Here is a 23,458-nt window from a genome sequence, read left to right on the forward strand (position 1 = left end):
CACGAGGTCATGGACCGCGCACCCGACGGAGACCGCGTCCCGCTGGGTCCCGCGTCGCCCAACATGAACGTCTACGTCGTCGACGAGAACCTCCAGCCGGTGCCGCTCGGTGCGCCTGGGCTGATCGTCTTCGCCGGTGTCTGCGTGGGCCGCGGTTACGTGAACGACCCGGAGCGCACTGCTCAGGCCTATCTGACCGATCCGCATCGGCCGGGTGAGCGCCTCTATCTCGGTGGTGACTACGGGCGGTGGCTGCCGGGCGGGAAGCTGGACTTCCTCGGCCGCAAGGACTCCCAGGTCAAGATCTCCGGTTTCCGGATCGAGATCGGCGAGATCGAGAACACCCTGCTGCGCGTCCCCGGCGTCCGTGACGGCGCGGTGGTGGTCGCGGAGCGGGCGGACCAGAGCAAGCAGCTGGTGGCCTTCTACTCGGCCAGGCAGCCGCTCGACGTCGACGTCCTGCGTGACCGACTGGGTGAGTCGCTGCCGTTCTACATGGTGCCTGCGGCCTTCCACTGGCAGGAGAACCTGCCGCTGACCGCCAACAGCAAGATCGACAAGAAGAAGCTGACCACGCTGGCCGGCGAGCTCGAGACCGTCGAGCAGGCGTACGACGCACCGCGGACGCCGACCGAGGAACGCCTGGCGGCGGCGTGGGCCAAGGTGCTCAAGGTTCCGGCGGACCAGATCGGCCGTGCCGACCACTTCTTCGACCGGGGTGGCAACTCGCTCTCGGCGGTGAAGCTGGCGGTCACGCTGAAGCGGACGGTGTCCCTCAAGGACATCACCCGCTACCCGGTCCTCGCCGACCTGGCCGAGTTCGTCGACGGCAGGTCCGACCGCCGTTCCGGACTGCTCCAGCAACTGTCGGCATCGGACGGTGCGGACGCGGGTGCGTTGATCTGCTTCCCCTACGCCGGTGGCAACGCGGTGAACTACCAGCCGATGGCCTCGGCGCTGCGGGACAGCGGGCTCGGGGTCTATGCCGTGGAACTGCCCGGTCACGACCTGGCGGCCGAGCGCGAGCCGTTCGCGCCGATGGCGCAGGTCGTCGAGCAGGTGGTCGACGAGATCACCCGGCGCGGCCTCACGAAGGTGCTGCTGTGGGGCCACTCCTCGGGCACCGCTCCGGCCGTGGAGACGGCCAGGGTCCTGCAGGAGCGCGGTGTGGCCGTCCAGCGGGTGTTTCTCGGGGCACAGCTGCTCGGCACCGCAGCGGACCGGCGCGCGGCCCTCGCCGCGCTGGAGGGCCGCAGCAACTCCGACATCGCGGCCGGCCTGAGCTCGGATAGCGGTTACACAGAGCTGGGTGAGCTCGATGTGCAGCGAGCCGAGCACGTCGGTGCGGCCTACCGGCACGACTACGGGACCGCACTGCAGTACTTCGCCGATGTTCTGGACAACCCACCGTCGATGAAGCTGACCGCCCCGATCACGGCGGTTCTCGCCGATGACGATCCGAGCACCGCGGAGTTCCCGCGCAGGTATCGGGAGTGGGAGCTGCTGGCCGAGCGCGTCGAGCTGCACGAGCTCGGCGAGGGCGGCCACTACTTCCTGCGGACCCGTCCCACCGAGGCTGCCCAGGCCGTGCTGACAGCCGCCGAACTGCTGACTTCTTCTTGAATAGCAACTGGAAGGAACGAGAGATGTCGTCCTCATCCGCGGCGTCACTGCTCGACGTGGATCTGCGGCCCGGCAAGCCGCCGATGTTGCGGGTCGAGCCCACCGGCGATGCGCCGGGCTGGGCAGCCGAGCGCCGGGACGCGCTACGCGCCGTCGTCGCCGACCACGGCTCGGTCCTGGTCCGCGGCCTCGGGCTGCGCGACGCCGCGGAGGTGGGCGCTGTGTTCCGGCGGCTGACCACCACCGGGCTGATGACCGAGCGGGAGGCCTTCGCGGCTCGGCAGGTCTACTCCGACGGCGTGTACTCCTCGTCGAAGTGGCCGCCGAACCAGCCGATGTGCATGCATCACGAGCTGAGCTACACGCTCGAGTTCCCGGGGATGATGCTCTTCGCGTGCCTGGGCGCGGCATCGGCAGGCGGGGCGACCGGGGTGGCCGACTCGCCGACCGTGCTCAACGCCTTGCCCCCTGCGCTGGTCCAGCGGTTCGAGCAGGAAGGCTGGCTGCTCACCCGCACCTACAACGAGGACATCGGGGCGTCCTACGCCGACGCGTTCGGCACCGACGACCGCGCTGCTGTCGAGAGCTACTGCCGAGCCAACGCGATCGAGTTCGAGTGGCAGCCCGACGGCGAGTTGCGCACCCGTCAGCGTCGCAGCGCGGTGGTACGCCACCCGGTCACCGGCCAGCGCTGCTGGTTCAACCAGATCGCCTTCCTCAACGAATGGACGATGGATCCCGAGGTGCACGAGTACCTCGTGGACGTCTACGGCGCGGACGGGCTGCCGTTCAACACCCGCTTCGGCAACGGCGACCCGATCAGCCAGGACGTCGTCGAGTTGCTCACCGGCATCTACGACGCGCACACCGCGCGGGAGCCGTGGCAGGCGGGCGACCTGATGCTCGTCGACAACATTCGCAGCGCGCACAGCCGGGAGGCCTTCGAGGGATCGCGTGAGGTGCTCGTCGGAATGGCTGACGCGGTGCGACTCGGCGACGTCGCTCCGACCGGCGGGGTGACGGCCGGATGACCGCCGTTCCTTCCACTCCATCGAATCCGGGGGCGCTGACCGTGCCACCGTTCGCGGTGATCTCGGGTGCCCAGGTGCAGCGCGCGCTGCAGGGCCACGAGAAGCAGGTCATGGAAGTGGTGGAGGCCACCTACCGGCTGCACGGCGCGGGCGACTCGGTGAACCCGCCGTCCTACTTCCTGCGCTTTCCCGATCGCCCGAACGACCGCATCATCGCGCTGCCGGCCTCCATCGGCGGACAGGCACGGGTGGACGGGCTGAAATGGATCTCGAGCTTTCCTGAGAACGTGGCGGCCGGCATCCCGCGGGCGTCGGCGGTGCTGATCCTCAACGACCACGACACCGGCTACCCGTTCGCCTGCCTGGAGAGCTCGATCATCAGCGCCACCAGGACGGCTGCGTCGGCGGCACTGGCAGCCGACTGGCTCAGCCGCGGCCGGGAGCGCCCCACTCGCGTCGGATTCTTCGGCGTCGGCTTGATCGCCCGCTACATCCATACTTTTCTGGCCGGCAGCGGATGGTCATTCGACGAGGTCGGTGTCTTCGACCTGTCCGCCGACAGCGCGGCCGGATTCCGCGGATATCTCGAGCAGTCCGGCACTGCCGGGCGCATCACGGTGCACGACAATGCCGAGGATCTGATCCGGTCCAGCGATCTGGTGGTCTTCGCCACAGTGGCGAGCCAACCGCACGTAGAAAACGTGTCCTGGTTAGAACACAACCCGCTGGTGCTGCACGTGTCGCTGCGCGATGTCGCGCCGGAGATCGTGCTCGCATCGACCAACATCGTGGATGATGTCGAGCATTGTCTCAAGGCCAACACCTCACCGCATCTGGCCGAACAGCTCACGGGCAACCGGGACTTCGTGCACGGCACATTGGACGACGTAATGGCCGGAAGGGTGACGGTGCCGGAAGGTCGGCCCGTTGTGTTCTCGCCCTTCGGCCTCGGGGTACTCGACCTCGCGGTAGGAAAGTACGTCTACGACGAGGTGACCCGCTCTGGAGAGCTGCATGTCATCGATAATTTCTTTCATGAGCTGCGTCGGTACGGGTGAGCGGCCGAATGCTCTGCTGCAGATGAGGAGGCAATCGTGCCTGTGATCTCCGTTCCCCAGCGCTTCAACGAGGACGAACTCTACGTCGACCTGCGCTCGATCTTCGGGCAGTCGCTGTACCTCAAGTGCGAGGGATTCAACTTCGCCGGCTCCATCAAGCTCAAAGCCGCGAGTGAGATGATCGAGGCCGCCGAGCGCGACGGGGTCCTGACCCCGGGGTCGATCCTGATCGAGTCGTCGTCCGGCAACCTCGGCGTGGCGATCAGCATGATCGCCGCGAGCAAGGGCTACCAGTTCCTGTGCGTGACGGACTCCCGATGCAACCTCTCCACGAGGCGACTGATGGAGGCGCTGGGCAGCCGGGTGCACATCATCTCCGAGCCGGACGCCGTGGGCGGCTTCCTCGGTGCGCGAATCGACTACGTCCGCGCGATGTGTGCCTCCGACGACCGGTACGTGTGGCTCAACCAGTACACCAACCCGGGCAACTGGCAGGCGCACTACCGCACCACGGCGCCGGCGATCGCTCGGCAGTTCCCGCTGCTGGACGTGCTGTTCGTCGGGGCGGGCACCACCGGAACCCTCATGGGTTGCGCCCGCTTCTTCAAGGAGTGGCACCGCCCGGTGCGGATCGTCGCGGTGGACAGCGTGGGCTCGGTGACCTTCGGTGGCGCTCCCGGCCGCCGCATGATCCCCGGTCTGGGCACCAGCGTTCGCCCGCCGCTGCTCGACGAGTCCTACATCGACGAGGTGGTGCTCGTCGAGGAGGCGGACACCATCCGGGCCTGCCACCGACTGGCCAGGCGTGGCTTCCTGTTCGGAGGTTCCACCGGCACGGCGGTCAGTGGCGCGACCCGTTGGCTCGAGCAGCACGGCTCGCCCGACGTGACCGCGGTGACCATCGCCCCTGACCTGGGCGAGCGTTACCTCGACACCGTCTACCAGACCAACTGGCTGCACGACCTGTACGGCGAGGACGTGCTTGCCGAGGAGTCCGTCGCTGCTACCTGGACGGCCTGATTGTGATGTACCTGCGTGGCCACGGGACCGGAACGACGGCCCTATGACCCGCGGTGGGAAAGAAGCACGACGAGGGCGGCGTACCAGGCCCGGACGACTCCGGTGCAGCCCTATGATGACGAGTCGCCGCAATGCAGACGGATGTGGCTCATCGCCGAGTCACCCCGCCTGCGGCAATCGTGGCCTGATCGACGGCCACACCAGCAACACCCCATCGACCTCGCCCGTCAGTGGTTCGTCCTGACCGGCCCCCCGCCGTCCTGTCGAGACGACTGCGAGTCGTCTCCGGGTAGACCCCCTTCTGCGGGGAGTGGCCGAAAGCAAACGATCGTCACAGCGTGTTCGCAGGTGTGCGGCCCGGGTCCCGGCGCTCCAGGATCGGGTGGCCCCTCCTGACGAGGCCCGCCCCCGTCATTCGGACGGCAGCCCCTGAGCGCCGTCGTGAGATGGCGCTGAGAGCGCCCCAGAGGCGGCGCCAGTCAGTCGCTGTGGGTCGCGGTGCGTCAGGCCGCTCGCGGCCCCGGTGCGCCCGCGCGATCGCCTCCCGGGCGCGGGGGCGTGCGAGCGCGGCGGGCCTGCCCTGTGCGGCACTGTCGATCATCACCTGCCTCTCGCGCCACCCGGCGAAGCTTCGCGCGTGCTTTTCTGTAAAACGGTCACTGATGGCGCAAGCGGCTTCCGTGATCGTCGGTATCAATCCGACGAGTGGCCGGGGTCACCGCGCACAAGCCCGCGCCGCGGTGGCGTCGATCACAGTGATGAGCCAACTCCTCGGCTAAGCCGTATTCCGAAGAGTGGAGCAGTTCAACTTAGCCGGATGACTCCCGCGCGACGCCGCGCAGGAGAACGAGCGGCGCCCGACATCGTCGTCGAGCACATCCTGGTGGCCGGCATCTCACCGCGGCCGGCTAAGGCTTCACCACTGCAATCGGTTCAAGTAAGCGGCCGAATGCTCTGTCGGAGATGGGGAGACAATCATGCCAGTAACTACAGGATCGCCGGAAGGCCCCTGGATGGCCGGTTCGGCTCATGGTTGCGGCGTGGTTGGCTTCGTTGTTCTTGCCGTTCGGCAGAGAGTCGACTCGCAGAGTCACCGTGGCAACCGCGTGCCGATCCGCCCGGCTGTCGATTCCTGATCACTGTCGCGGTCTCTTGTTCCCGGTGTTCGAGGCGAGTTCACCGCCGTCCGCCCGGGAAACATGGTGACCCGACCAGAAGTCGGTTTCGCTGACGGTACCTGTAGGCATTGTGAAAAAACGCCACGGAAGCATTTCACGCGGGTAGTCGAGCGCTTTTCGCACGCCTTCCCGTATGCCGCACGGCATGACCAAACTTTGACTGAAGGAGCTCACGTTCGTGAGAGAGTCTGTCGAGGCCTTGACCGAGGTGATTGATTTCCAAGCCACTCGGGCCGGCCACACCAACCCGATGCCGAGCACGGAGACGCTGCTCGCAGAAGTGCTCGCCGACATCATGAAGGTCGAGCGGGTGGATCCGGGGAGCAACGTTTTCGACGACCTGGGCGCCGACTCACTGGTGATGGCCCAGTTCTGCGCCCGGCTCCGCAAGCGGCCCGATCTCCCGACGGTGTCGATGAAGGACGTCTACCGCCACCCGACGATCCGAGGCCTGGCCACCGCATTCGAGGTGCCCCCAGGCCCGGTTCCGACGGCCAAGTCGGCCGCGACGGCCAGGCCGGCGCCGTCGGTGGGGTCGACCGCGGCCCCCAAGGCGTCCTCGACCGCCACGCCGATGCCGATCGCCGACCGGGCCCCGGCGCCCAGGCCGGCTCCGACGGCCGACCCGGCTCCCACGCCGGCTCCGGCTCCGACGCCTGAGCCGTCCGCCGTATCGACCGCACCCTTCAAGCCCTCGCCGACACCCAGGCGGCGGGCTGCAGCGGCCCCGACGGCCGCGACAGAGCTCGCGGCGGTCCTGGCCGAGGTGGTGGGAGTGGATCGGGTGTCGCCCGAGAGCCACTTCTTCGACGATCTGGGTGTCGACTCGTTGGTGATGGCACGGTTCTGTGCCCGGCTGCGGAAGCGGCCCGACCTCCCGACCGTGTCGATGAAGGACGTCTACCGGTACCCGACGATCGGCAGTCTCGCAGCGGCATTCGCCGATGCCGTGCCTGTGGCGCCTGCCGTTCCTGCGGTCGTCGCGGAGCCGCAGACAGTGTTCATCCCACGCGTGGATCCGGACGGCGCAGCCGGCACGGAGCAGGCGGCCGGCGCGGCTCGTGTGAGGAAGCGGGCGGGCACGCTGCAGTACCTGTTCTGCGGGTTGATGCAGGTGCTGGTGTTCCTGGGCTACTCGTACCTGGCCGGAGTGATCATCGATGCCGGTTACAACTGGGTCTCTGCCGGCTCCGGCCTGGTGGATGTCTACGTGCGGGCGCTGGAGTTCGGTGCTGCGACCTTTCTTGCTCTGAGCCTGTTGCCGATCGTGCTGAAGTGGGTGCTCGTCGGGCGGTGGAAGGCTCAGGAGATTCCGATCTGGAGCCTGAAGTACCTGCGGTTCTGGATCGTCAAGACGATGATCCGCGCGAACCCGCTGCTGTTGTTGATCGGTGCCCGTTCGCGGACGAGCACGGCCTCGCCGATCCTCAACCTCTACCTGCGGGCGTTGGGGGCGAAGATCGGACGCAACGTTGCGATCTTCTCCCGCACCTTTCCGGTGTGCACCGACCTGCTCACGATCGGCGAGGGCACGGTGATCCGCAAGGACTCGTTCTTCTCCGGGTACCGGGCGCAGGACGGGGTGATCCAGACGGGGCCGATCACCCTCGGCAAGAACGTGTTCATCGGGGAGATGTCGCTGGTCGACATCGGTGCGTCGATGGGCGACGGGGCGCAGTTGGGCCACGCCTCCTCTCTGCACAGCGGGCAGTCCGTGCCGGCGGGCGAGAGCTGGGACGGCTCACCTGCAGAGCCGTGCGGCGCTACCTACCGCGTGGTCGAGCGGGCGCCGGGCGGCAGGCTGCGCAGCGCCTGGTTCGGGTTCTCCCAGATCGTGTCGGTGCTGGTGGTGGCCATGCCGCTGCTGGTCACGGTTCTCGTGCTGGCGCTGGGTGAGGTGCCGCAGCTCAACACGGTGTTCAACCCCGGGCCGATGGCCCTGACGACCTGGACGTTCTACCGCGACATCCTGATCACCTCGGCGGTGGCGTTCGGTGCGTTCGTGGTGATCGGCCTGCTGGTCGTGGGCACCATCCCGCGCCTGCTCAACCTCGCGATCAAGCCGGACAAGGTCTACCCCCTGTACGGATTCCACTACGGGCTGCACAAGACGATCGCGCGGATGACCAACGTCCGGTTCTTCACCTGGCTCTTCGGTGACAGCTCCTACATCGTGAACTACCTGCGCTGGATCGGCTACGACCTGGGCAAGGTCGTGCAGACGGGTTCGAACTTCGGCATGGAGGTGCGCCACGAGAACCCGTTCCTGTCCGCCGTGGGTAGCGGAACGATGGTCGCGGACGGCGTGTCCTTCATCAACGCGGACTTCTCCAGCACCTCCTTCCGGCTCTCGCGGGTGGCGCTCGGTGCGCGCAGCTTCCTGGGCAACAACATCGCCTACTCCGCACAGAGCACGGTGGGTGACAACTGCCTGCTCGCGACGAAGGTGATGGTTCCGGCCGGCGGCAACGTCCGGGAAGGCGTGGGTCTGCTGGGCGCGCCCAGCTTCCAGATCCCGCGATCGGTCGAGCGGGACGTGAAGGCCGCTCGCCTGAGCCGGGCACAGCAGCGCCGCAGCCTCAGCACCAAGAACCGGCACAACATCGTCACCATGGCGCTGTACCTGATGGTGCGGTATGTGTTCTTCCTCGGGGTCCTCCTGCTCGACGCCGCCTCCGCCGAGCTGTACTTCGGCTGGGCCAGCCAACTGGCCCTGGCCCTGTCCAGCGTCGTCACCATCTTGTTCACCGTCCTCTACTGGGTGCTCGTCGAACGCCTCGTCATGCGCTTCCGCAGCTTGGAGCCGCGGATCTGCTCGATCTACGACCGTGCGTTCTGGCGGCACGAGCGGTACTGGAAGGTGCCTGCTCAGACCTACATCCAGCTGTTCAACGGCACCCCGTTCAAGGGCATGGTCTGGCGCATGCTGGGCGTGAAGGTCGGGCGCCGCCTCTTCGACGACGGCCTCACCATGACCGAGCGCACGCTCGTCACCATCGGCGATGACTGCACCCTCAACCTGTCCAGCAACGTCCAGTGCCACTCGCAGGAGGACGGCGCGTTCAAGTCCGACCGCTCCACCCTCGGCAACGGCGTCACCCTCGGGGTCAACGCCTTCATCCACTACGGCACCACCGTCGGCGACAACGCCGTGATCGACGCCCACTCCTTCCTCATGAAGGGCGAGGAAGTGCCGCCTCACGCACGCTGGCACGGCAACCCCGCGTCGGAGGTTCGAGAGGGACAGCACGAACTGAGCGTCGCCTGACGCACTGCGCGGACCGATGCGGCCCGCAGCCGGTCGTCCTCCGCACGAGCCGTGGCCGATATCCGGCCGGCTGAAAGCGCCCCGCGATCAAGGAATACCGGGATGATCGAAATTCCGGATTCCCTGACGCGGGGCGTTTTCAATGATACGTGTCGCCAGTCCGTTGAATCGGGCCAGTGGTTCTCGCCACAATGTCGAGCCGATCGCACCTCGGCGACGTGTGCTGGTGGGGACACACTCGAGGTGGACGGGTCGTTGCGCGAAGTCGCGCCTTCGTTCGTTCTGTCGTCCGAAGCCCAGCATCTCATCGCATCCGGTCCGCACCGGCGACCGGGCGAACACACCACTCTGTTAGAGGGGGAAATAGTTCCCGTGGCACCCGCTTCCCAGCCCCAAAGAAATAGTTCACACCCGCTACTTCGCGAAGTTCGGGCGACCGTCATTTCGGAAACATGAATATCCGGGTCGGTCAGGACCGGCGACATCGTGAAAGTGGTGAACAGATGACGGAGAGTACGACCGAGACGGAAGACCGTGCACCGGTGCGCCTGGCACGTATCGAGGGGGTCGACCTGGCCAGAGGGCTGGCCCTGCTCGGAATGATCGCCACGCACGTGTTCGACGCCGTCGACGACAACGGGGCGCCCACCGCCGCGACGATTGTGGCCGCAGGACGTTCCGCCGCGTCATTCGCGATGATCGCGGGAGTGAGCCTGGCGCTCATCTCCGGACGGCAGCGACCGTTGGAGGGGCGCGACCTGTCCGCCATGCGCACGGGCATCCTGGTGCGCGCCATCGTGATCGGGGCGATCGGTCTCGCAATCGGCTTCAGCGACGACGTCGACATCATCCTCCCCTACTACGCCGTGCTCTTCCTCCTCGCGATTCCCCTGCTCCGGTTGCAGCCGCGGATGCTGGTCCGCATCGCGATCGCATTGGCGATCATCGCGCCATTGCTGAACACGGCGATGATCTTCGCCGGCCTCCCCAGGCCCGACGACAACCCGACGTTCGCAACTCTGTTCACCGACCCGGTCGGCCTGTTCCAAGTGCTGTTCCTGACCGGCTACTACCCGGTGCTGGCCTACCTCGCCTACATCTGCGTGGGGCTCGCCATCGGGCGTTGTGACCTGACGTCGGCGCTGGTGGCCCGCCGCCTGCTGTTCGGCGGGATCGCGCTCGTGGTGCTGGCGTGGGCCATCGCGTTGCCCCTGCTGTACGGGCTGGGCGGTATCCACACGCTGTCCGGGCTCGGCGACTTCGACGGCGACCCGGCGTCGTCCTACCTGCTGTGGGACGGAGACGATCTCACCCCCATCAGCTCGTGGTGGTGGCTCGCGCTGCCCGCATCCCACTCCACCAGCTGGATCGACATGATCAACACCATCGGTTCCGCGATGGCGGTGATCGGAGGCTCGCTGCTCCTGGTGCGCGTCCCGTTGATCGCGCGTCTGCTGCGGCCGATCACGGTGGCGGGGACGATGGCTCTCACGATCTACACCGCGCACGTGCTGGTGCTCGCCACAGGCGTGCTGGACGACGAGGCCGGTCTGCTCTACCTGGTGCTGATCGTCGGTGCGTGCGTGTTCGCGCTGCTGTGGCGGCGGTTCCTGGGGCAGGGCCCGCTGGAGAGGCTCGTCGCGGAACTCTCAGGCAGGGCACGACGAGCTGTACTCACTCCCCGCCCGGTCGAGCGGCGCGCATAGCGCGCCGCAAGCCGGCGACGTGGCAACCAGCGCGGCTGCGGGGGCGACCTGCGCTGGTTGCCACGTCGCATTGGCGTGCCGTGGCGTATCAGAGCGACGTATCAGAGCGGCCTGTCGTGGCGGCGCGTCAGCTCCGGTCGAACTCCCGTGCCCCGAGGGCCCGGATGATCCCGGCACGCCCCTCGGAGACCAGCCGCCGAAGTGCGGGCGGGTGCGACTCGTCGGCGAGCCACCTGTCCGCGGCCTCGACCGTGGACGGCTCGACGGCCCACGACGGGAACAGGCCGAGCACCACCGACTGCGCCCGCTCGCTGGTGCGCCTGGCCCAGACCTCCGCCACCTCGTCGAAGTAGCGCTGGACGTAGCCGCTCAGCAGGGCGCGCTGTGTGGGGTGGCTGAACCCGCTGATGATCGCCTCCTGCACCGCGTTCGGAAGCTCATCGTCGTGCACGGCGCGATCCCAGGCGCGTTCCTTGCCCTCGGCCGTGGGCAGCAGCGCGCGGGCCCGCTCGCCCTGCCGTTGCCCCGTGGAGGTGGGGTCGCGCTCGAGCTCCTCCTCGATCTCGGCCTCGCCCAGGACACCGTGGGCAACCAGCGCCTGCAGCAGCCGCCAGCGCAGGTCGGTGTCGAGCGTGAGCCCCTCCGGGACGTCCGGGTTGTTCTCCGGCTGGAGCAGCCAGCTGCGCATCCGGTCGAGCACGCTGCTGGGCAGGACGCTCGCCGCGAGGGCGTTTACCGTGGTGAGCTGGGCGTCGGATCCCGCAGGCGCCGTGTCGAGCCGGAACCGCAGCGCGTCCACGAGCAGTGGCCAGCCGCGATCCTTCGCCCATCCCTCCTCGGCGTAGGAGCCGAGGGCGGTCTGAGCCTGCAGCAGCAGCCGCTGTACCACGCCGATCTCCGACTCGGCTCCGAACCCGCCCGCGATGAGCGTGACGAAGTCGCGTGCCTTGAGCTCTGCCTCGCGAGTCATCTCCCAGGCCGCAGACCAGCACAGGGTGCGGGGTAGCGGTTCGGCGATGTCACCGATGCGGTCCACGAGCGTGGCGAGCGAGTCGGGGTCCAGGCGGAGCGCGCAGTAGGTGAGGTCGTCGTCGTTGACGAGCACGAGCTTGCCTCGCGGCACGCCCACGAGTTCCGGCACCTCCGTGCGCTCGCCGGAGACGTCCACCTCGACCCGGTGGGTGCGGATGAGCTTGCTCCCGGCCTGGTCGTCGGTGTCGTCGTACACGCCGACGGCGATGCGGTGGGTGCGCAGCTCCCCGGCGCCAGGACGCGCGCCACCCTGCACCACCTCGAACCGCGTGAAGCGGCCCTCGGCATCCACCTCGAACGACGGCCGGAGCAGGTTCAGCCCGGTGGTGCGCAGCCACTGGGCTCCCCAGTCGGAGAGGTCGCGGCCCGACGCCTCCTCCAGCGCGCCGAGCAGGTCGTCGAAGGTGGCGTTGCCCCAGGCGTGCGCGGCGAAGTAGCTGCGCAGCCCGGCCAGGAAGGGGTTGAGGCCGACGTAGGCGACGAGCTGCTTGAGCACCGACGCACCCTTGGCGTAGGTGATCCCGTCGAAGTTCACCTCGACGGCCTGCAGGTCGGGGATGTCGGCGGCCACGGGGTGGGTGGAGGGCAGCTGGTCCTGGCGGTACGCCCACGACTTCTCGACGTTGGCGAACGTCGTCCAGGCCTCGGTGTACTCGGTGGCCTCGGCCTGGCAGAGCACCGACGCCCAGGTGGCGAACGACTCGTTCAGCCACAGGTCGTCCCACCAGCGCATGGTGACGAGGTCGCCGAACCACATGTGCGCCATCTCGTGCAGCACGGTCTCTGCGCGGCGCTCGTAGAGGAAGCGCGTGACGCGCGAGCGGAAGACGTAGTCCTCCAGGAACGTCACCGCGCCTGCGTTCTCCATGGCGCCGGCGTTGAACTCCGGCACGAAGAGCTGGTCGTACTTCCCGAACGGGTACCGGACGCCGAAGTTGCGGTGGTAGAAGTCGAAGCCCTGCCTGGTCTCGGTGAACAGCCGCTCCGCGTCCATGTGCGGGGCCAGCGAGGCCCGGCAGTAGATGCCGAGCGGGATCTCGCCGAGCTCGTCCGAGTATGTGGCGTGCCAGTCCGCGTAGGGTCCGGCGATCAGCGCCACCAGGTAGGTGCTCATGATCTCGCTGGTGGCGAAGCGGTGAACGGCCGCACCACCGGTTGCGTCCCCGGTCTCCTCGATGACGGCGTTGGAGACGACCTTCCAGTCAGCGGGAGCGGTGACCGTCAGCGCGTAGCGGGCCTTGAGGTCCGGCTGGTCGAAGCAGGCGAACATGCGCTTGGCGTCGGCCGTCTCGAACTGGGAGTAGAGGTACACGCCGCCGTCGACCGGGTCGACGAACCGGTGCAGCCCCTCGCCGGTGTTCATGTACCGGCCCGTGGCCTCCACCCGCAGCTCGTTCTCGGCAGCCAGGTCGGGCAGCGCGATGCCGTCGTCCTCGCGGTAGCCGCTGACGTCGAGTTGCTTGCCGTTCAGCGTGGCCGAGCCGACCCCCGCGCCCACGAAGTCGATCCAGCTGTCCGTGCCGGGCTCACTGCAGCGAAAGCGCACGGTCGTGATGCTGGCGAAGGTCGTCTCGCCGGGCTTGCCGCCACCGTCGGTCAGGTCGAGCTCGACCGCGTAGTCGGAGACGTTCAGCAGCGCGGCCCGCCGCTCGGCGTCGGCTCGTGTCAGGTTGGGCGGGGGCATGCGGTCTCGGTTCTCCTACATCGGGTCGTCCTGCTGTGGGTCGGCCACCTCGCTCGGCCCACCCTCGGGTCGGCCGGATCCGGGCGGCGCAGTGGCTGCCGATCCAACCACGAGTGCGCCCGGGATGCCCGAGATCGGGGAACGGGAATCCCGTCGACCTTGTCCAGGTTGTGCCGGTAGCCGTGCAGTGAGGCGTTCCCCGATCGGAGAGACTGTGACGACCGCGATCAGCACCGATACCCCTACCCCCACCGAGACCGCTCACGTCGACTTCTGGTTCGACCCGCTCTGCCCGTGGGCATGGATCACGTCCCGATGGATGCTGGAGGTCCGCGAGGTCCGCGACGTGCGGATCGACTGGCACGTGATGAGCCTGTCCGTGCTCAACGAGGACCGCGATCTCCCGGAGAACTACCGCGAGATGATGGACCGCGCCTGGGCGCCGGTGCGCGTGGCCATCGCCGCGGCCCGCGACCACGGGCAGGAGATCCTCGAACCCCTCTACACCGCCATGGGCACGCGTATCCACAACGGGGGCAACAAGGACTTCGACGTCGTCATCAAGGAGTCGCTCGCCGAGCTCGACCTGCCGGCCGCCCTGGCCGACGCCGCCAGTAGCACCGACTACGACGAGGAGCTGCGCGCCAGCCACAAGCGGGGCATGGAGCCGGTGGGCCTGGACGTGGGTACGCCCACGATCCACGTGAACGGCGTGGCCTTCTTCGGTCCCGTGCTCTCCCGAATCCCGCGTGGCGAGGATGCCGGCAAGGTGTTCGACGGTGCCCGCCTGCTCGCGGCCTACCCGCATTTCTTCGAGCTCAAGAGGACCCGTACCGAGGGTCCCGAGTTCGACTGACCGACATGACGGCGCTCCCGCCCACGAATTTCCTGGGCGGGAGCGCAGCCGTCAAGAAAACTACAGCTCAGTAGCGGGCGATCACGGCGTCGCGGAGTACGCCCGTCTCGAGTTCCATCTCCCGGAGCCGGTTCTTCACCAGGTCACCGATGCTGACCATGCCCACCAGCTCGCCACCCTGGACCACGGGCAGGTGGCGGTAGCGCCCGGCCGTCATCCTGGCCATCGCATGAGCCACGGTCTCGTCGGGCGCGCAGGTGCTGACATGGCGCGTCATCACGTCGCTGACCTGCTTGTCGAGCAGAGCGGCACCATCCCGGCCAAGGGCCCGGACGATGTCGCGCTCGGAGACGATGCCGCGGATCGTCCGGTTCTCGTCGCACACGAGCACCGCACCGACGCCGAGCCTGCCGAGCCGCTCGACGACCTCGCCGACCGTGAGCCAAGGCAGCACGGAATGTACGGTTCGCCCCTTTGCGGCGAGAATGTCCGAGATCTTCATCTACTCTCCACCTTCGTCGTCGCGCGTGGTTGAACCACCAGCACCGATGATCCCCCTACGCCTCCTCCAACGGGTGTCATCGTCGCCTCGATCACCCTCACGGCGTACATCTCGTAAGAATTACTGCAAACGAGTCGCCGAACGGTCATGCGGACAGACATCGCGAAGGCACCGAGAGTGTTCGGTAACAGACGCAAAAACTCTGGTCACCGCACGTCAGGCGCGAGGTTCGCTGATCTCCGGTGGCTGACCTGCGACGGGCCACAGATTCCGCGGCCTGGCCGGCGCCGTGGGCTCGGTCATTCGCCCTCGCGCCACGCACCCGCCTTCCTAGCGTCCGCCCGTGCTCCCTCAGCGCCGCTGCGGCGCCGTCCTGCCGCCGGTGCTCACCGTGCTCGCCGTGGCCGTCGTGCTGGGCAGCGCGCTGGTGCTGAGCGGCTCCCGGGCCGTGCAGGCGGTGCCCGCGGCCATGCTCCCGGGGTGCGACGGCTACCTCACCGGGGCCTCCGTGCGTGCGCGCAGCGGCGAGACCGGCGTGCCCGACATCGGCACCCTCGACACAGGCGCATGCCGCGGGGGCCTCGTGCGGATCGGACCGGACGGGCACACCTTCACGCGGGGCCACGCACCGTTCTTCTGGCTGAGCGCCGCTGCCCCGGGTCCGCTCGCCGACCTTGATCGGCCACAGCTCGACGCGTACCTCGACGCCCGGTCGGCCCAGGGCTTCACGGTGGTCCGGACGGTGGCCCCAGCCGGTGACCCGGGCGAGCACGAGTGGGAGCGGCTGGACGTCGTGGTGGACGAGGCCGCGCGCCGTGGCCTCGTCGTGGCGCTGCAACCGGTGCCGGGCGACGCCGACGCCGAGGCGTACGGCGAGGTGCTCGGGGAGCGCTACGCGAAGGCCACCAACGTGGTCTGGGTGCTGGGCGCCGCCCCGGGCGATGGCACGGAGGACGTCCGGAGGTCCGTGGCCACGGGGATCAGGGCGGGCGGGGCAGAGCAGCTCATGAGCCACCACCCCGGCAGTGCCGAGGGGGCGGGCTTCGATCTCCTGGGCCACCTCTGCGGCGACGACGAGGAGTCCCCAGAGCTCGTCGCTGACGCCTATGCGGCCGGGCGGCCGTTCGTCGCCGAGGCGTGCGACGACGGGTCCGCGGCGCCGGACGTTCGCCGCGACGCGTACCGGGCCGTCCTCGGCGGCGCCGCCGGCGCCGCATATGGGCCTGAGGAGGCCCAGGAGCGCGTCCCAGGCCCTAGCCGCTCCTCGACCCTGGATGCCTCCACCGCGGCGCAGCTGGGCCATCTCCGCGCCCTTGTGGAATCCCGGCCGCGCACGGAGCCCGCCGATGTGGTGATCGGTGACGAGGGTGGACCCCAGCGCATCCACGGTGCACTGGCCGCCGACCGCTCCACGCTCGTCGCCTACACGGCGGTCGGCGCGCCGATCACCGTCGATCTCGCAGGTCTCGCGGGTGAGACCGCGCGGCCGTGGTGGTTCGACCCTCGCACCGGGCGGGCCACCGAGCTCGACGCCGTGCCGGGCCGCGGCACCACGACGTTCACGCCCCCTGGCGGTGAGGCGGACGCGGCCGACTGGGTGCTGGTGGTGGACGACGCGGCCGCGGGCCACGGACCGCCGGGTCGCAGGGGTGATGGGGAGTCCGGCGACCCGGAACCCACCGCCCCTCCTGCGCCGTCGACCGCCGCTGCGCCGCCCTCGCCCACGAGCGCGCCGCCGACCACGTCCCCTGAGCCCCCGCCGCCGCCCGCTGCGCCACCGCGGCCGCCCGCTCCGCCGTCGGCCGAGCCGGTCTGGGACCGGCTCGCCCAGTGCGAGTCGTCGGGCGACTGGGCGATCGACACCGGCAACGGCTACTACGGCGGCTTGCAGTTCGACGCCGACACCTGGCGCGCGTACGGGGGAACGGAGTTCGCCCCATCGGCCCACAAGGCCACTCGTGAGCAACAGATCACAGTTGCCACCCGAGTGCGTGACGACCGGGGCGGATACGGCTCCTGGCCTGCTTGCGCGCGCAAGCTCGACCTGCCTTCGTAACCATCTCGTGATAACGCAGTGAGATCGGGACCGCCGTCGCCGCCGGGTGAATGGTCATCGCTACCCTGACGGGCGATGAGCGAGCGCTCGCAGTCCGAGGAGACCCCTATCCGCGTCGGCAACCGGTACCGCCTTGACGAGCGGATCGGGGCCGGCGCCATGGGTGCTGTGTGGCGCAGCACCGACGAGCTGCTCAATCGCACGGTCGCTGTGAAAGAGCTGCTCGCAGCGGCTGCCCCGGACACCCCCGCAGGCAACGATGCGCTGGAGGAGTCGCGCCAGCGGATCTTGCGGGAGGGCCGGATCGGGGCCCGTCTGCAACATCCGCACGTGATCAGCATGTTCGACGTCGTGGTGCACGAGGACCGGCCCTGGCTGGTGATGGAGTACCTCCCGTCGAAGTCACTGGCTCAGGTGCTGTCGGAGAAGGGCGCGTTGGAGCCGCGGCAGGTCGCCGACGTGGGCCGCCAGGTGGCCGACGGGCTGGCAGCCGCGCACCTGGCCGGTGTGGTGCACCGTGACGTCAAGCCGGGCAACGTCCTCCTCGGTGAGGACGGGCGGGTCAAGCTCACCGACTTCGGTGTCTCCCGCGCGGTCGACGACGTGCAGCTCACCCGCACCGGGCTGATCGCAGGGACCCCCGCGTTCCTCTCGCCCGAGGTGGCCAGGGGCGGAGATCCCACCGCAGCGTCCGACGTGTTCGCGCTCGGGGCCACGCTCTACGCGGCGGCGGAGGGCACCCCGCCGTTCGGGCTCGACGACAACGCGTACGCGTTGCTGCACAAGGTCGCCATGGGCGATGTGCGGCCGCCGAAGAAGTCCGGCCCGCTCACGGCCGTGATCATGTGGCTGCTGAGCCGGGAGCCCGCCGAGCGTCCGTCGGCGATGCAGGCCCGTGACGTGCTGGCCGCTGTGGCGGAGGGTCGCGACGGCGGGCCGGCAGTGCCGGCGTTGGCGGCGGCTGCTGCCGGTGGCACCGGCAACACCCTTGCCATGGAGGCCGCGCCCACCGCCGCGGCGGCGCCGATCGCGCCTCCGCCCCCTCCCACCTCGCCGCAGACGTCCCGGCCTGCGTCCGAGCCCGGTCCCGGTCGTCCGCGCCGCTGGCGAACCGGCCTGATCGCGATCGTGGCGCTGCTGGTGGTCGGCGGCGGTGTCGTTGCGGCGATCCTGACGTCAGGGAACGGCCCCGACAATCCTGGCAACCAGCAGGCCGCTCCGCCTTCCCCCAGCACGAGCGTGGCCGCTCCGCCGGCCCCCGCCCCGGCTGCCACCACGGCGCCGCGCACCACCGAGCCGGCGCCCACCACCACCCCGGCGCCGCCACCGACCACGACGCCTAGCCCGGCGCCCGACGGGGGCGCCGCGCCCAGCGACCCGGTCGCCTTCGTCCAGAACTACTACGCGCTGCTCCCGGGCAACACCGACGCCGCATTCGCGCTCCTCAGCCCGGAGGCGCAGAGCGCGTCGAACGGACGCTCCGGGTATGACCGCTTCTACGGGTCGCTGCAGTCGGTGAGCCTGCAGAACGTCCGCCAGACCGGTGACAGCACCGTGGAGGCCACAGTGGTGTTCGTCGAGAAGAGCGGCACCACCACCCGTGAGCCGTACCGCTTCGTGATCGGAACGGACGACAACGACCGGACGATCCTGCAGTCGTTCAGCAAGCTGTAGTGCTCGCCGCAGGCGGCCCGCTCAGGCCGTCTGCACGCCCACATCGCTGAGGTTCGCGGTGACCCACCGCACCACCTCGCGGACGAAGACCCTCTTGTTGTCGGTGCCGTGCACCTCGTGGCCCTCGTCGTGGAAGAGCAGGAAGCCCGGTGACGCCCCGCGCTCCCGGAGAGCGTCCACCACCTGCTGGGCCTCCACGAGCGGCACGTTGGTGTCGTGCGCACCGTGCACCACCAGCAGCGGCGCGGTGATGCGGTCGACGCGGTGGATCGGTGAGAGCTCCCGAAGCAACGCGGCGTCCGAGTGCGGGTCGCCGTACTTGGTGGTGGCCGCTTCGGCGATCCATGGCTCCGTGGAGGCGTAGAAGGTGGCGAAGTCGGAGATGCCGCAGACGTCGACGCCCACCGCGAAAAGCTCCGGGAACCAGGCCAGCGCGGCGAGCGCGAGGTAGCCACCGTAGGAGCGGCCCGACACGCCGACCCGGCCGGGATCGGCGAGCCGCGCCGACACGAGGAAGTCGACGGCGGCCCGCACGTCGGTGATCGCGACGAATCGGCGCTCGTGGTCGTCGGCGCAGGCGAAGCTGCGCCCGTAGCCGCCCGAGCCGCGGACGTTGGGCGCGAAGACCGCGACGCCCTCGGCGAGCAGAGCCTGGAACAGCGGCTGGAAGGTGGGTCGTTCCTGCGCCTCAGGGCCACCGTGCAGCCAGATGAGCGTGGGTAGCGACCCGAGCACGCCGGAGGGCCGGAACAGCCATCCGGACAGCAGCAGGCCGTCCTCGGCGCGGAACTCGTGGAGCGTCGGGGCGACGAGCGACTCGCCGTCGCCCGGCTCGGCGGGCAGGAGCGGGGTGGCGTCCCCGTAGGTCTCGAGCCCGATCCGGGCGAGCTGCGGCGGAGTGGCCGGACCCTCGTTGGCGGCGAGCAGAGCGCGACCGTCGCGGCTGAAGGCCAGCCCGGTGACCACGTCGCCTGGCACGGGGACCACGGGCTCGAGCATCCCGGAACGCAGGTCGAGCAGCTCGATCTCGCTGCGCCCGTCGACGTTCCAGACGAGCGCGGCGCGCGCGCCTGCAGGATCGAGCGAGACGAGGTCGAGGTCGTCGTCGGGACGCTCGGCGACCGGGTACGCGGTGGACAGCTCGGTGCTGCCCAGCAGGGTGACCACGAGCAGCGCAGGGCGCTCGCGGCCCGCATCGGTGTGGACGTAGAGCTGGCGGCCGGTCACGCCGAACCTGGCGTCGGCGATCGTGGCACCGCCGGGCAGCAGCTCGGTGCGCTGCCCGCTGTGCAGGTCCACCAGCTCCAGCCGCCGTTCGCCGCGGCGACCGAGCCGCACCACCGCGCGCCTGCCGTCGCCGCTCACGGCGCAGACCCGGGCGGCGGGGCCGGCGGCGAGCACCGTGGACGTGCCGTCGCGCAGGTCGACCAGACAGGCCTGGCCGTCGCCCGCCCCTTCCGGGAAGACGGTGACGCCGAGCTGGCGGCCATTGTGGGACCACGCCCCGAGCGTCACGGCAGCAGCCCCGGGAGCGAGCTGACGCGACTCGCTGCCGTCGGGGGTGAGCACCTGGACGCGCGTGCGCTCGCCTCCGTGCAGCGCGGTCTGGAAGGCCAGCCAGGTGCCGTCGGGCGACCAGGTGAGGGCCTGCACATCGCCCTCGACCGGCAGCGGGGCCTCGGGCTCGACGATGGGGCCGCCGTCGGGGGGCAACACGCCCACCCACGCACGCGGGCGGCCGTCGCGGTCGGAGACCCAGGCCACCAGGGTGCCGTCGGGGGACGGCACCGGATTCGAGTAGGCCGTGGGGAACAGCTCGCCGTAGGTGGTGCCGGCCGGGTGCGCGTCGGCACCGCCGGTCAGACGAGCGAGCCTCCGCTCGGTGAAGTCCGACACCCCTAGGTGATCCATCCCTACAACCCCCTCTCCTGAAACCACATCTCGAGCAGCGCGACCTGCCACAACGCATTGGAACCGAGGTTTGTTCGTGCAGTGTTGGGGTCGGCCAGCATGGTGTCCAGCCAGTCCCGGCGTACCAGCCCACGGGCCTTCGCCACGGGATCGGTGACGGCGTCACGTACCCGGTCGAGGAAAGGGCCTTCGAGGTGCCGGATCGCCGGAACCGGAAAGTACCCCTTGGGCCGGTCGATGATCGAGTCGGGGACCACGCCGCGGGCTGCGTCCTTCAACACACCCTTCCCGCCGTGGGCGAGCTTGAGCTCCGGCGGGCAGGCGGCGGCGAGTTCAACCAGCTCGTGGTCCAGGAACGGGACGCGGGCCTCCAGGCCCCACGCCATCGTCATGTTGTCCACGCGCTTGACGGGGTCGTCGACCAGCATGATGGTCGAGTCGAGCCGCAGCGCCGCGTCGAGCGTCTCGTCGGCGCCCGGGGCGCCGAAGTGCTCGGCGATGAAGGCCCGGCTCGGGTCGTGGTCGAGCACCCACTCCGGTTCGAGGATGTGGGCGAGCTCGGCGTGGGGACGGTCGGTGAACTGCTTCGCGTAGGCCTCCACGCCCTGCGCGCGGGGCACGCCGGCCAGCGGCGGGTACCAGCTGTACCCGGCGAACACCTCGTCGGCGCCCTGCCCGGACTGGACCACCCGCACCGACTTCGACACCTCCTGCGCGAGGAGGTAGAAGGCGACGCAGTCGTGGCTGACCATGGGCTCGGACATCGCGACGATGGCGTCGTCGACGGCGGGCAGCATCCGTGCGGGGTCGACGAGGATCTGCTGATGTTCGGTTCCGAAGTGCTCGGCCACGAGGTCGGAGTACTCGAACTCGTCGCCCGACTCGCCCGCCGCGGCGTGGAACCCGACGCTGAACGTCTGGAGGCCGGTCTGCCCCTCGGCGGCGAGCAGGGCGACGACCAGCGAGGAGTCCAGCCCGCCGGACAGCAGCACTCCGACGGGGACGTCGGCGACCATTCGCCTGCGCACCGCGATCCTCAGCGACTCGAGCACCGCGTCGCGCCAGTCGCGGGCGCTCATCCCGGCGTGCTCCGGGCGCCGGATGTGTGAGGGCTCCCAGTAGAGGTGGTCGCTGCTCGTGCCATCCGGCTGGATCGTCCGCACGGTGGCCGGCGGGAGCTTTCGCACCCCGCTCAGGATCGTGCGTGGCGCGGGCACCACCGAATGGAAGGTCATGTAGTGGTGCAGCGCGATCCGGTCGATGGACGTGTCGATTCCGCCGGCCTTGAGAAGGGCGGGAAGCGAGGACGCGAACAGCAGCCTGCCGTGGGCCTCGGCGAGGTAGAGCGGCTTGATCCCGAGACGGTCGCGGCCGAGGGTCAGAACTCCGGTGTCGCGGTCGGCCACCGCGAAGGCGAACATGCCGAGGAAGCGCTCGACGCAGGCGGGGCCCCAGTGCTTGAAGGCCTTGAGCAGCACCTCGGTGTCGGACGTGGAGAAGAAGTGGTAGCCGGCGGCCTCGAGCTCCGCGCGCAGTTCGCGGTAGTTGTAGATGAGCCCGTTGAACACCGCGGACAGGCCGAGCTCCGGGTCGACCATGGGCTGGGCGCCGCGTTCGGAGAGGTCGATGATCTTGAGCCGGCGGTGACCGAGCGCGATCGCGCCGACGGAGTAGACGCCTGATCCGTCGGGACCGCGGCGGTGCATCTCGGCGGTGACCCGGGCGACAGCCTCCACGTCCGGAGCGCTGCCGTCGAACCGGATCTCACCGGCGATGCCGCACATGCGTGTCCTCCGCTGGTCGGGCGCCCGGGTTCTCCCGGACGTCGAGGTTGAGTGGACGATGCGGTACCCCGCGGGCGCAACCCACACCTTGTTTCGAGTGTGTGACCAGAATCTCGTCGAGCCGAGCCGTGGTGGACTTGCGTACATGAACGACATAACTCTCGGAGCGGTGTTCCGGCCGCAATCACCTCCAGAACGGCTTCGTGACGTGGCCATCGCCGCCGAGGCCTCCGGCGTCGGCGAGCTGTGGCTCTGGGAGGACTGCTTCCTGGAAGGCGGTCTCACCGCCGCGACCGCGGCGCTCGCCTGGACCGAGCGGCTGAAGGTCGGAGTGGGTCTGCTGCCGGTGCCGCTGCGCAACCCCGCCGTGGCCGCGATGGAGATCGCCACACTCGCCCGGATGTTCCCGGGCCGGTTCCTGCCCGGCCTCGGGCACGGCGTGCTGGAGTGGATGGCGCAGGTCGGAGCCCGGGTCCCGTCGCCGATGACGTTGCTGCGTGAGCACGCCACCGCCGTCCGCGATCTCCTGCACGGCCGCACGGTGGACGTCGACGGCCGTTTCGTCCATCTGGAGGGCGTCGCGCTCGACTGGCCGCCCCGCGAGGTGCCGCCGATCCTGATCGGGGCCAGGGGGCCGAAGACCGTGCGGCTGGCGGGGGAGATCGCCGACGGCGTCCTGCTCGACTCCGGGCTCTCCGTGGGTCAGGTCCGTGAGGCGCGTGCCCGGGCGGAGGAGGGCCGGGCGGCGGCAGGCCGGACCGGAGACTTCCGCATCGTGGTGTACCTGGAGTTGGACGCCACGTCCGGTGGGTTGGCGGAGCAGGTCGAGGAGCACGCGCAGAAGTTCTCGGCTGCCGGCGCCGACACCGTGGTGTTCCAGGCGACCGGAGAGGCGCCTGACCCGGAGCCGCTGCTGGAAGCGTGCGGCAGACTTGCCGGCCGTCCCGTGTGAGCTGACGGGCGGGTGCCTCCGGAAACGCTGTTTTTTCGCGCATCGTGAATTCGCTGGTATCGGATCAGCTCCGCCAGGCGAGTGGGGCGTGTGCCGCTGAAGGGTGAATCCGGCAGGCGCCTG

General features: G+C 69.4%; 14 protein-coding genes. 10 read left to right on the top strand and 4 right to left on the bottom strand.

What is annotated here, in order from left to right:
* The 6 genes from MMF94_RS33165 to MMF94_RS33190 form a co-directional block, all read left to right on the top strand.
* A partial coding sequence (locus MMF94_RS33165) for an alpha/beta fold hydrolase (protein ID WP_241041391.1) occupies nt 1-1,623 on the top strand: 1,623 nt, incomplete at its 5' end.
* Nucleotides 1,624-1,646: 23 nt separating this feature from the next.
* A complete protein-coding gene (locus tag MMF94_RS33170; protein ID WP_241041392.1) occupies nt 1,647-2,654 on the top strand; it encodes a TauD/TfdA family dioxygenase in 1,008 nt (335 codons plus the stop codon).
* Nucleotides 2,651-3,712, top strand: a complete 1,062-nt coding sequence (gene sbnB, locus MMF94_RS33175) for a 2,3-diaminopropionate biosynthesis protein SbnB (RefSeq protein ID WP_241041393.1) — start codon at nt 2,651-2,653, stop codon at nt 3,710-3,712. Before MMF94_RS33170 ends, sbnB begins: the two co-directional genes overlap by 4 nt.
* A 36-nt stretch (nt 3,713-3,748) precedes the next feature.
* Complete coding sequence (gene sbnA, locus MMF94_RS33180; protein ID WP_241041394.1) at nt 3,749-4,732, top strand: 2,3-diaminopropionate biosynthesis protein SbnA; 984 nt, start codon at nt 3,749-3,751, stop codon at nt 4,730-4,732.
* A 1,356-nt stretch (nt 4,733-6,088) separates the two neighbouring features.
* Complete coding sequence (locus tag MMF94_RS33185; protein ID WP_241041395.1) at nt 6,089-9,178, top strand: Pls/PosA family non-ribosomal peptide synthetase; 3,090 nt, start codon at nt 6,089-6,091, stop codon at nt 9,176-9,178.
* Between the two features lie 503 nt (nt 9,179-9,681).
* Nucleotides 9,682-10,884, top strand: a complete 1,203-nt coding sequence (locus MMF94_RS33190; RefSeq protein ID WP_241041396.1) for a heparan-alpha-glucosaminide N-acetyltransferase domain-containing protein — start codon at nt 9,682-9,684, stop codon at nt 10,882-10,884.
* Between the two features lie 127 nt (nt 10,885-11,011).
* Here the strand turns inward: MMF94_RS33190 and pepN are convergent, their stop codons facing one another.
* Nucleotides 11,012-13,600: an aminopeptidase N gene (pepN, locus tag MMF94_RS33195; RefSeq protein WP_241041397.1), complete on the bottom strand. Its 2,589-nt coding sequence runs from the start codon at nt 13,598-13,600 to the stop codon at nt 11,012-11,014.
* A 214-nt stretch (nt 13,601-13,814) separates the two neighbouring features.
* Between pepN and MMF94_RS33200 the strand changes: the two genes are divergently transcribed.
* Nucleotides 13,815-14,456, top strand: a complete 642-nt coding sequence (locus MMF94_RS33200; RefSeq protein WP_241041398.1) for a DsbA family protein — start codon at nt 13,815-13,817, stop codon at nt 14,454-14,456.
* A gap of 67 nt (nt 14,457-14,523) precedes the next feature.
* On the opposite strand, the gene MMF94_RS33205 is transcribed toward MMF94_RS33200, so the two are convergent.
* Entirely contained in the window at nt 14,524-14,958 is a 435-nt protein-coding gene (locus tag MMF94_RS33205) for a CBS domain-containing protein (protein ID WP_241041399.1), read from the bottom strand.
* A gap of 343 nt (nt 14,959-15,301) precedes the next feature.
* Here MMF94_RS33205 and MMF94_RS33210 point away from each other — a divergent pair, with 343 nt between their 5' ends.
* Together MMF94_RS33210 and MMF94_RS33215 are read left to right on the top strand one after the other, a co-directional pair.
* Nucleotides 15,302-17,014: a transglycosylase family protein gene (locus tag MMF94_RS33210; RefSeq protein WP_241041400.1), complete on the top strand. Its 1,713-nt coding sequence runs from the start codon at nt 15,302-15,304 to the stop codon at nt 17,012-17,014.
* A gap of 75 nt (nt 17,015-17,089) precedes the next feature.
* Nucleotides 17,090-18,688 (top strand): serine/threonine-protein kinase, encoded by a 1,599-nt coding sequence (locus tag MMF94_RS33215; protein WP_241041401.1) that lies wholly within the window; start codon nt 17,090-17,092, stop codon nt 18,686-18,688.
* Nucleotides 18,689-18,709: 21 nt separating this feature from the next.
* Here the strand turns inward: MMF94_RS33215 and MMF94_RS33220 are convergent, their stop codons facing one another.
* Together MMF94_RS33220 and MMF94_RS33225 are read right to left on the bottom strand one after the other, a co-directional pair.
* A complete protein-coding gene (locus MMF94_RS33220; RefSeq protein ID WP_241041402.1) occupies nt 18,710-20,599 on the bottom strand; it encodes a prolyl oligopeptidase family serine peptidase in 1,890 nt (629 codons plus the stop codon).
* A 2-nt stretch (nt 20,600-20,601) separates the two neighbouring features.
* Nucleotides 20,602-22,383 carry an N-acetylglutaminylglutamine amidotransferase gene (locus MMF94_RS33225; RefSeq protein WP_241041403.1) on the bottom strand — a complete coding sequence of 594 codons (1,782 nt, stop codon included), beginning with the start codon at nt 22,381-22,383 and terminating at the stop codon, nt 20,602-20,604.
* Nucleotides 22,384-22,528: 145 nt separating this feature from the next.
* On the opposite strand from MMF94_RS33225, the gene MMF94_RS33230 reads away from it, so the two are divergent.
* Nucleotides 22,529-23,335 (top strand): LLM class flavin-dependent oxidoreductase, encoded by an 807-nt coding sequence (locus MMF94_RS33230; RefSeq protein WP_277398874.1) that lies wholly within the window; start codon nt 22,529-22,531, stop codon nt 23,333-23,335.
* The last annotated feature ends 123 nt before the right edge of the window (nt 23,336-23,458 follow it).

It is taken from the genome of Pseudonocardia alaniniphila, from assembly GCF_022524485.1.
GTDB classification, from domain to species: domain Bacteria; phylum Actinomycetota; class Actinomycetes; order Mycobacteriales; family Pseudonocardiaceae; genus Pseudonocardia; species Pseudonocardia alaniniphila.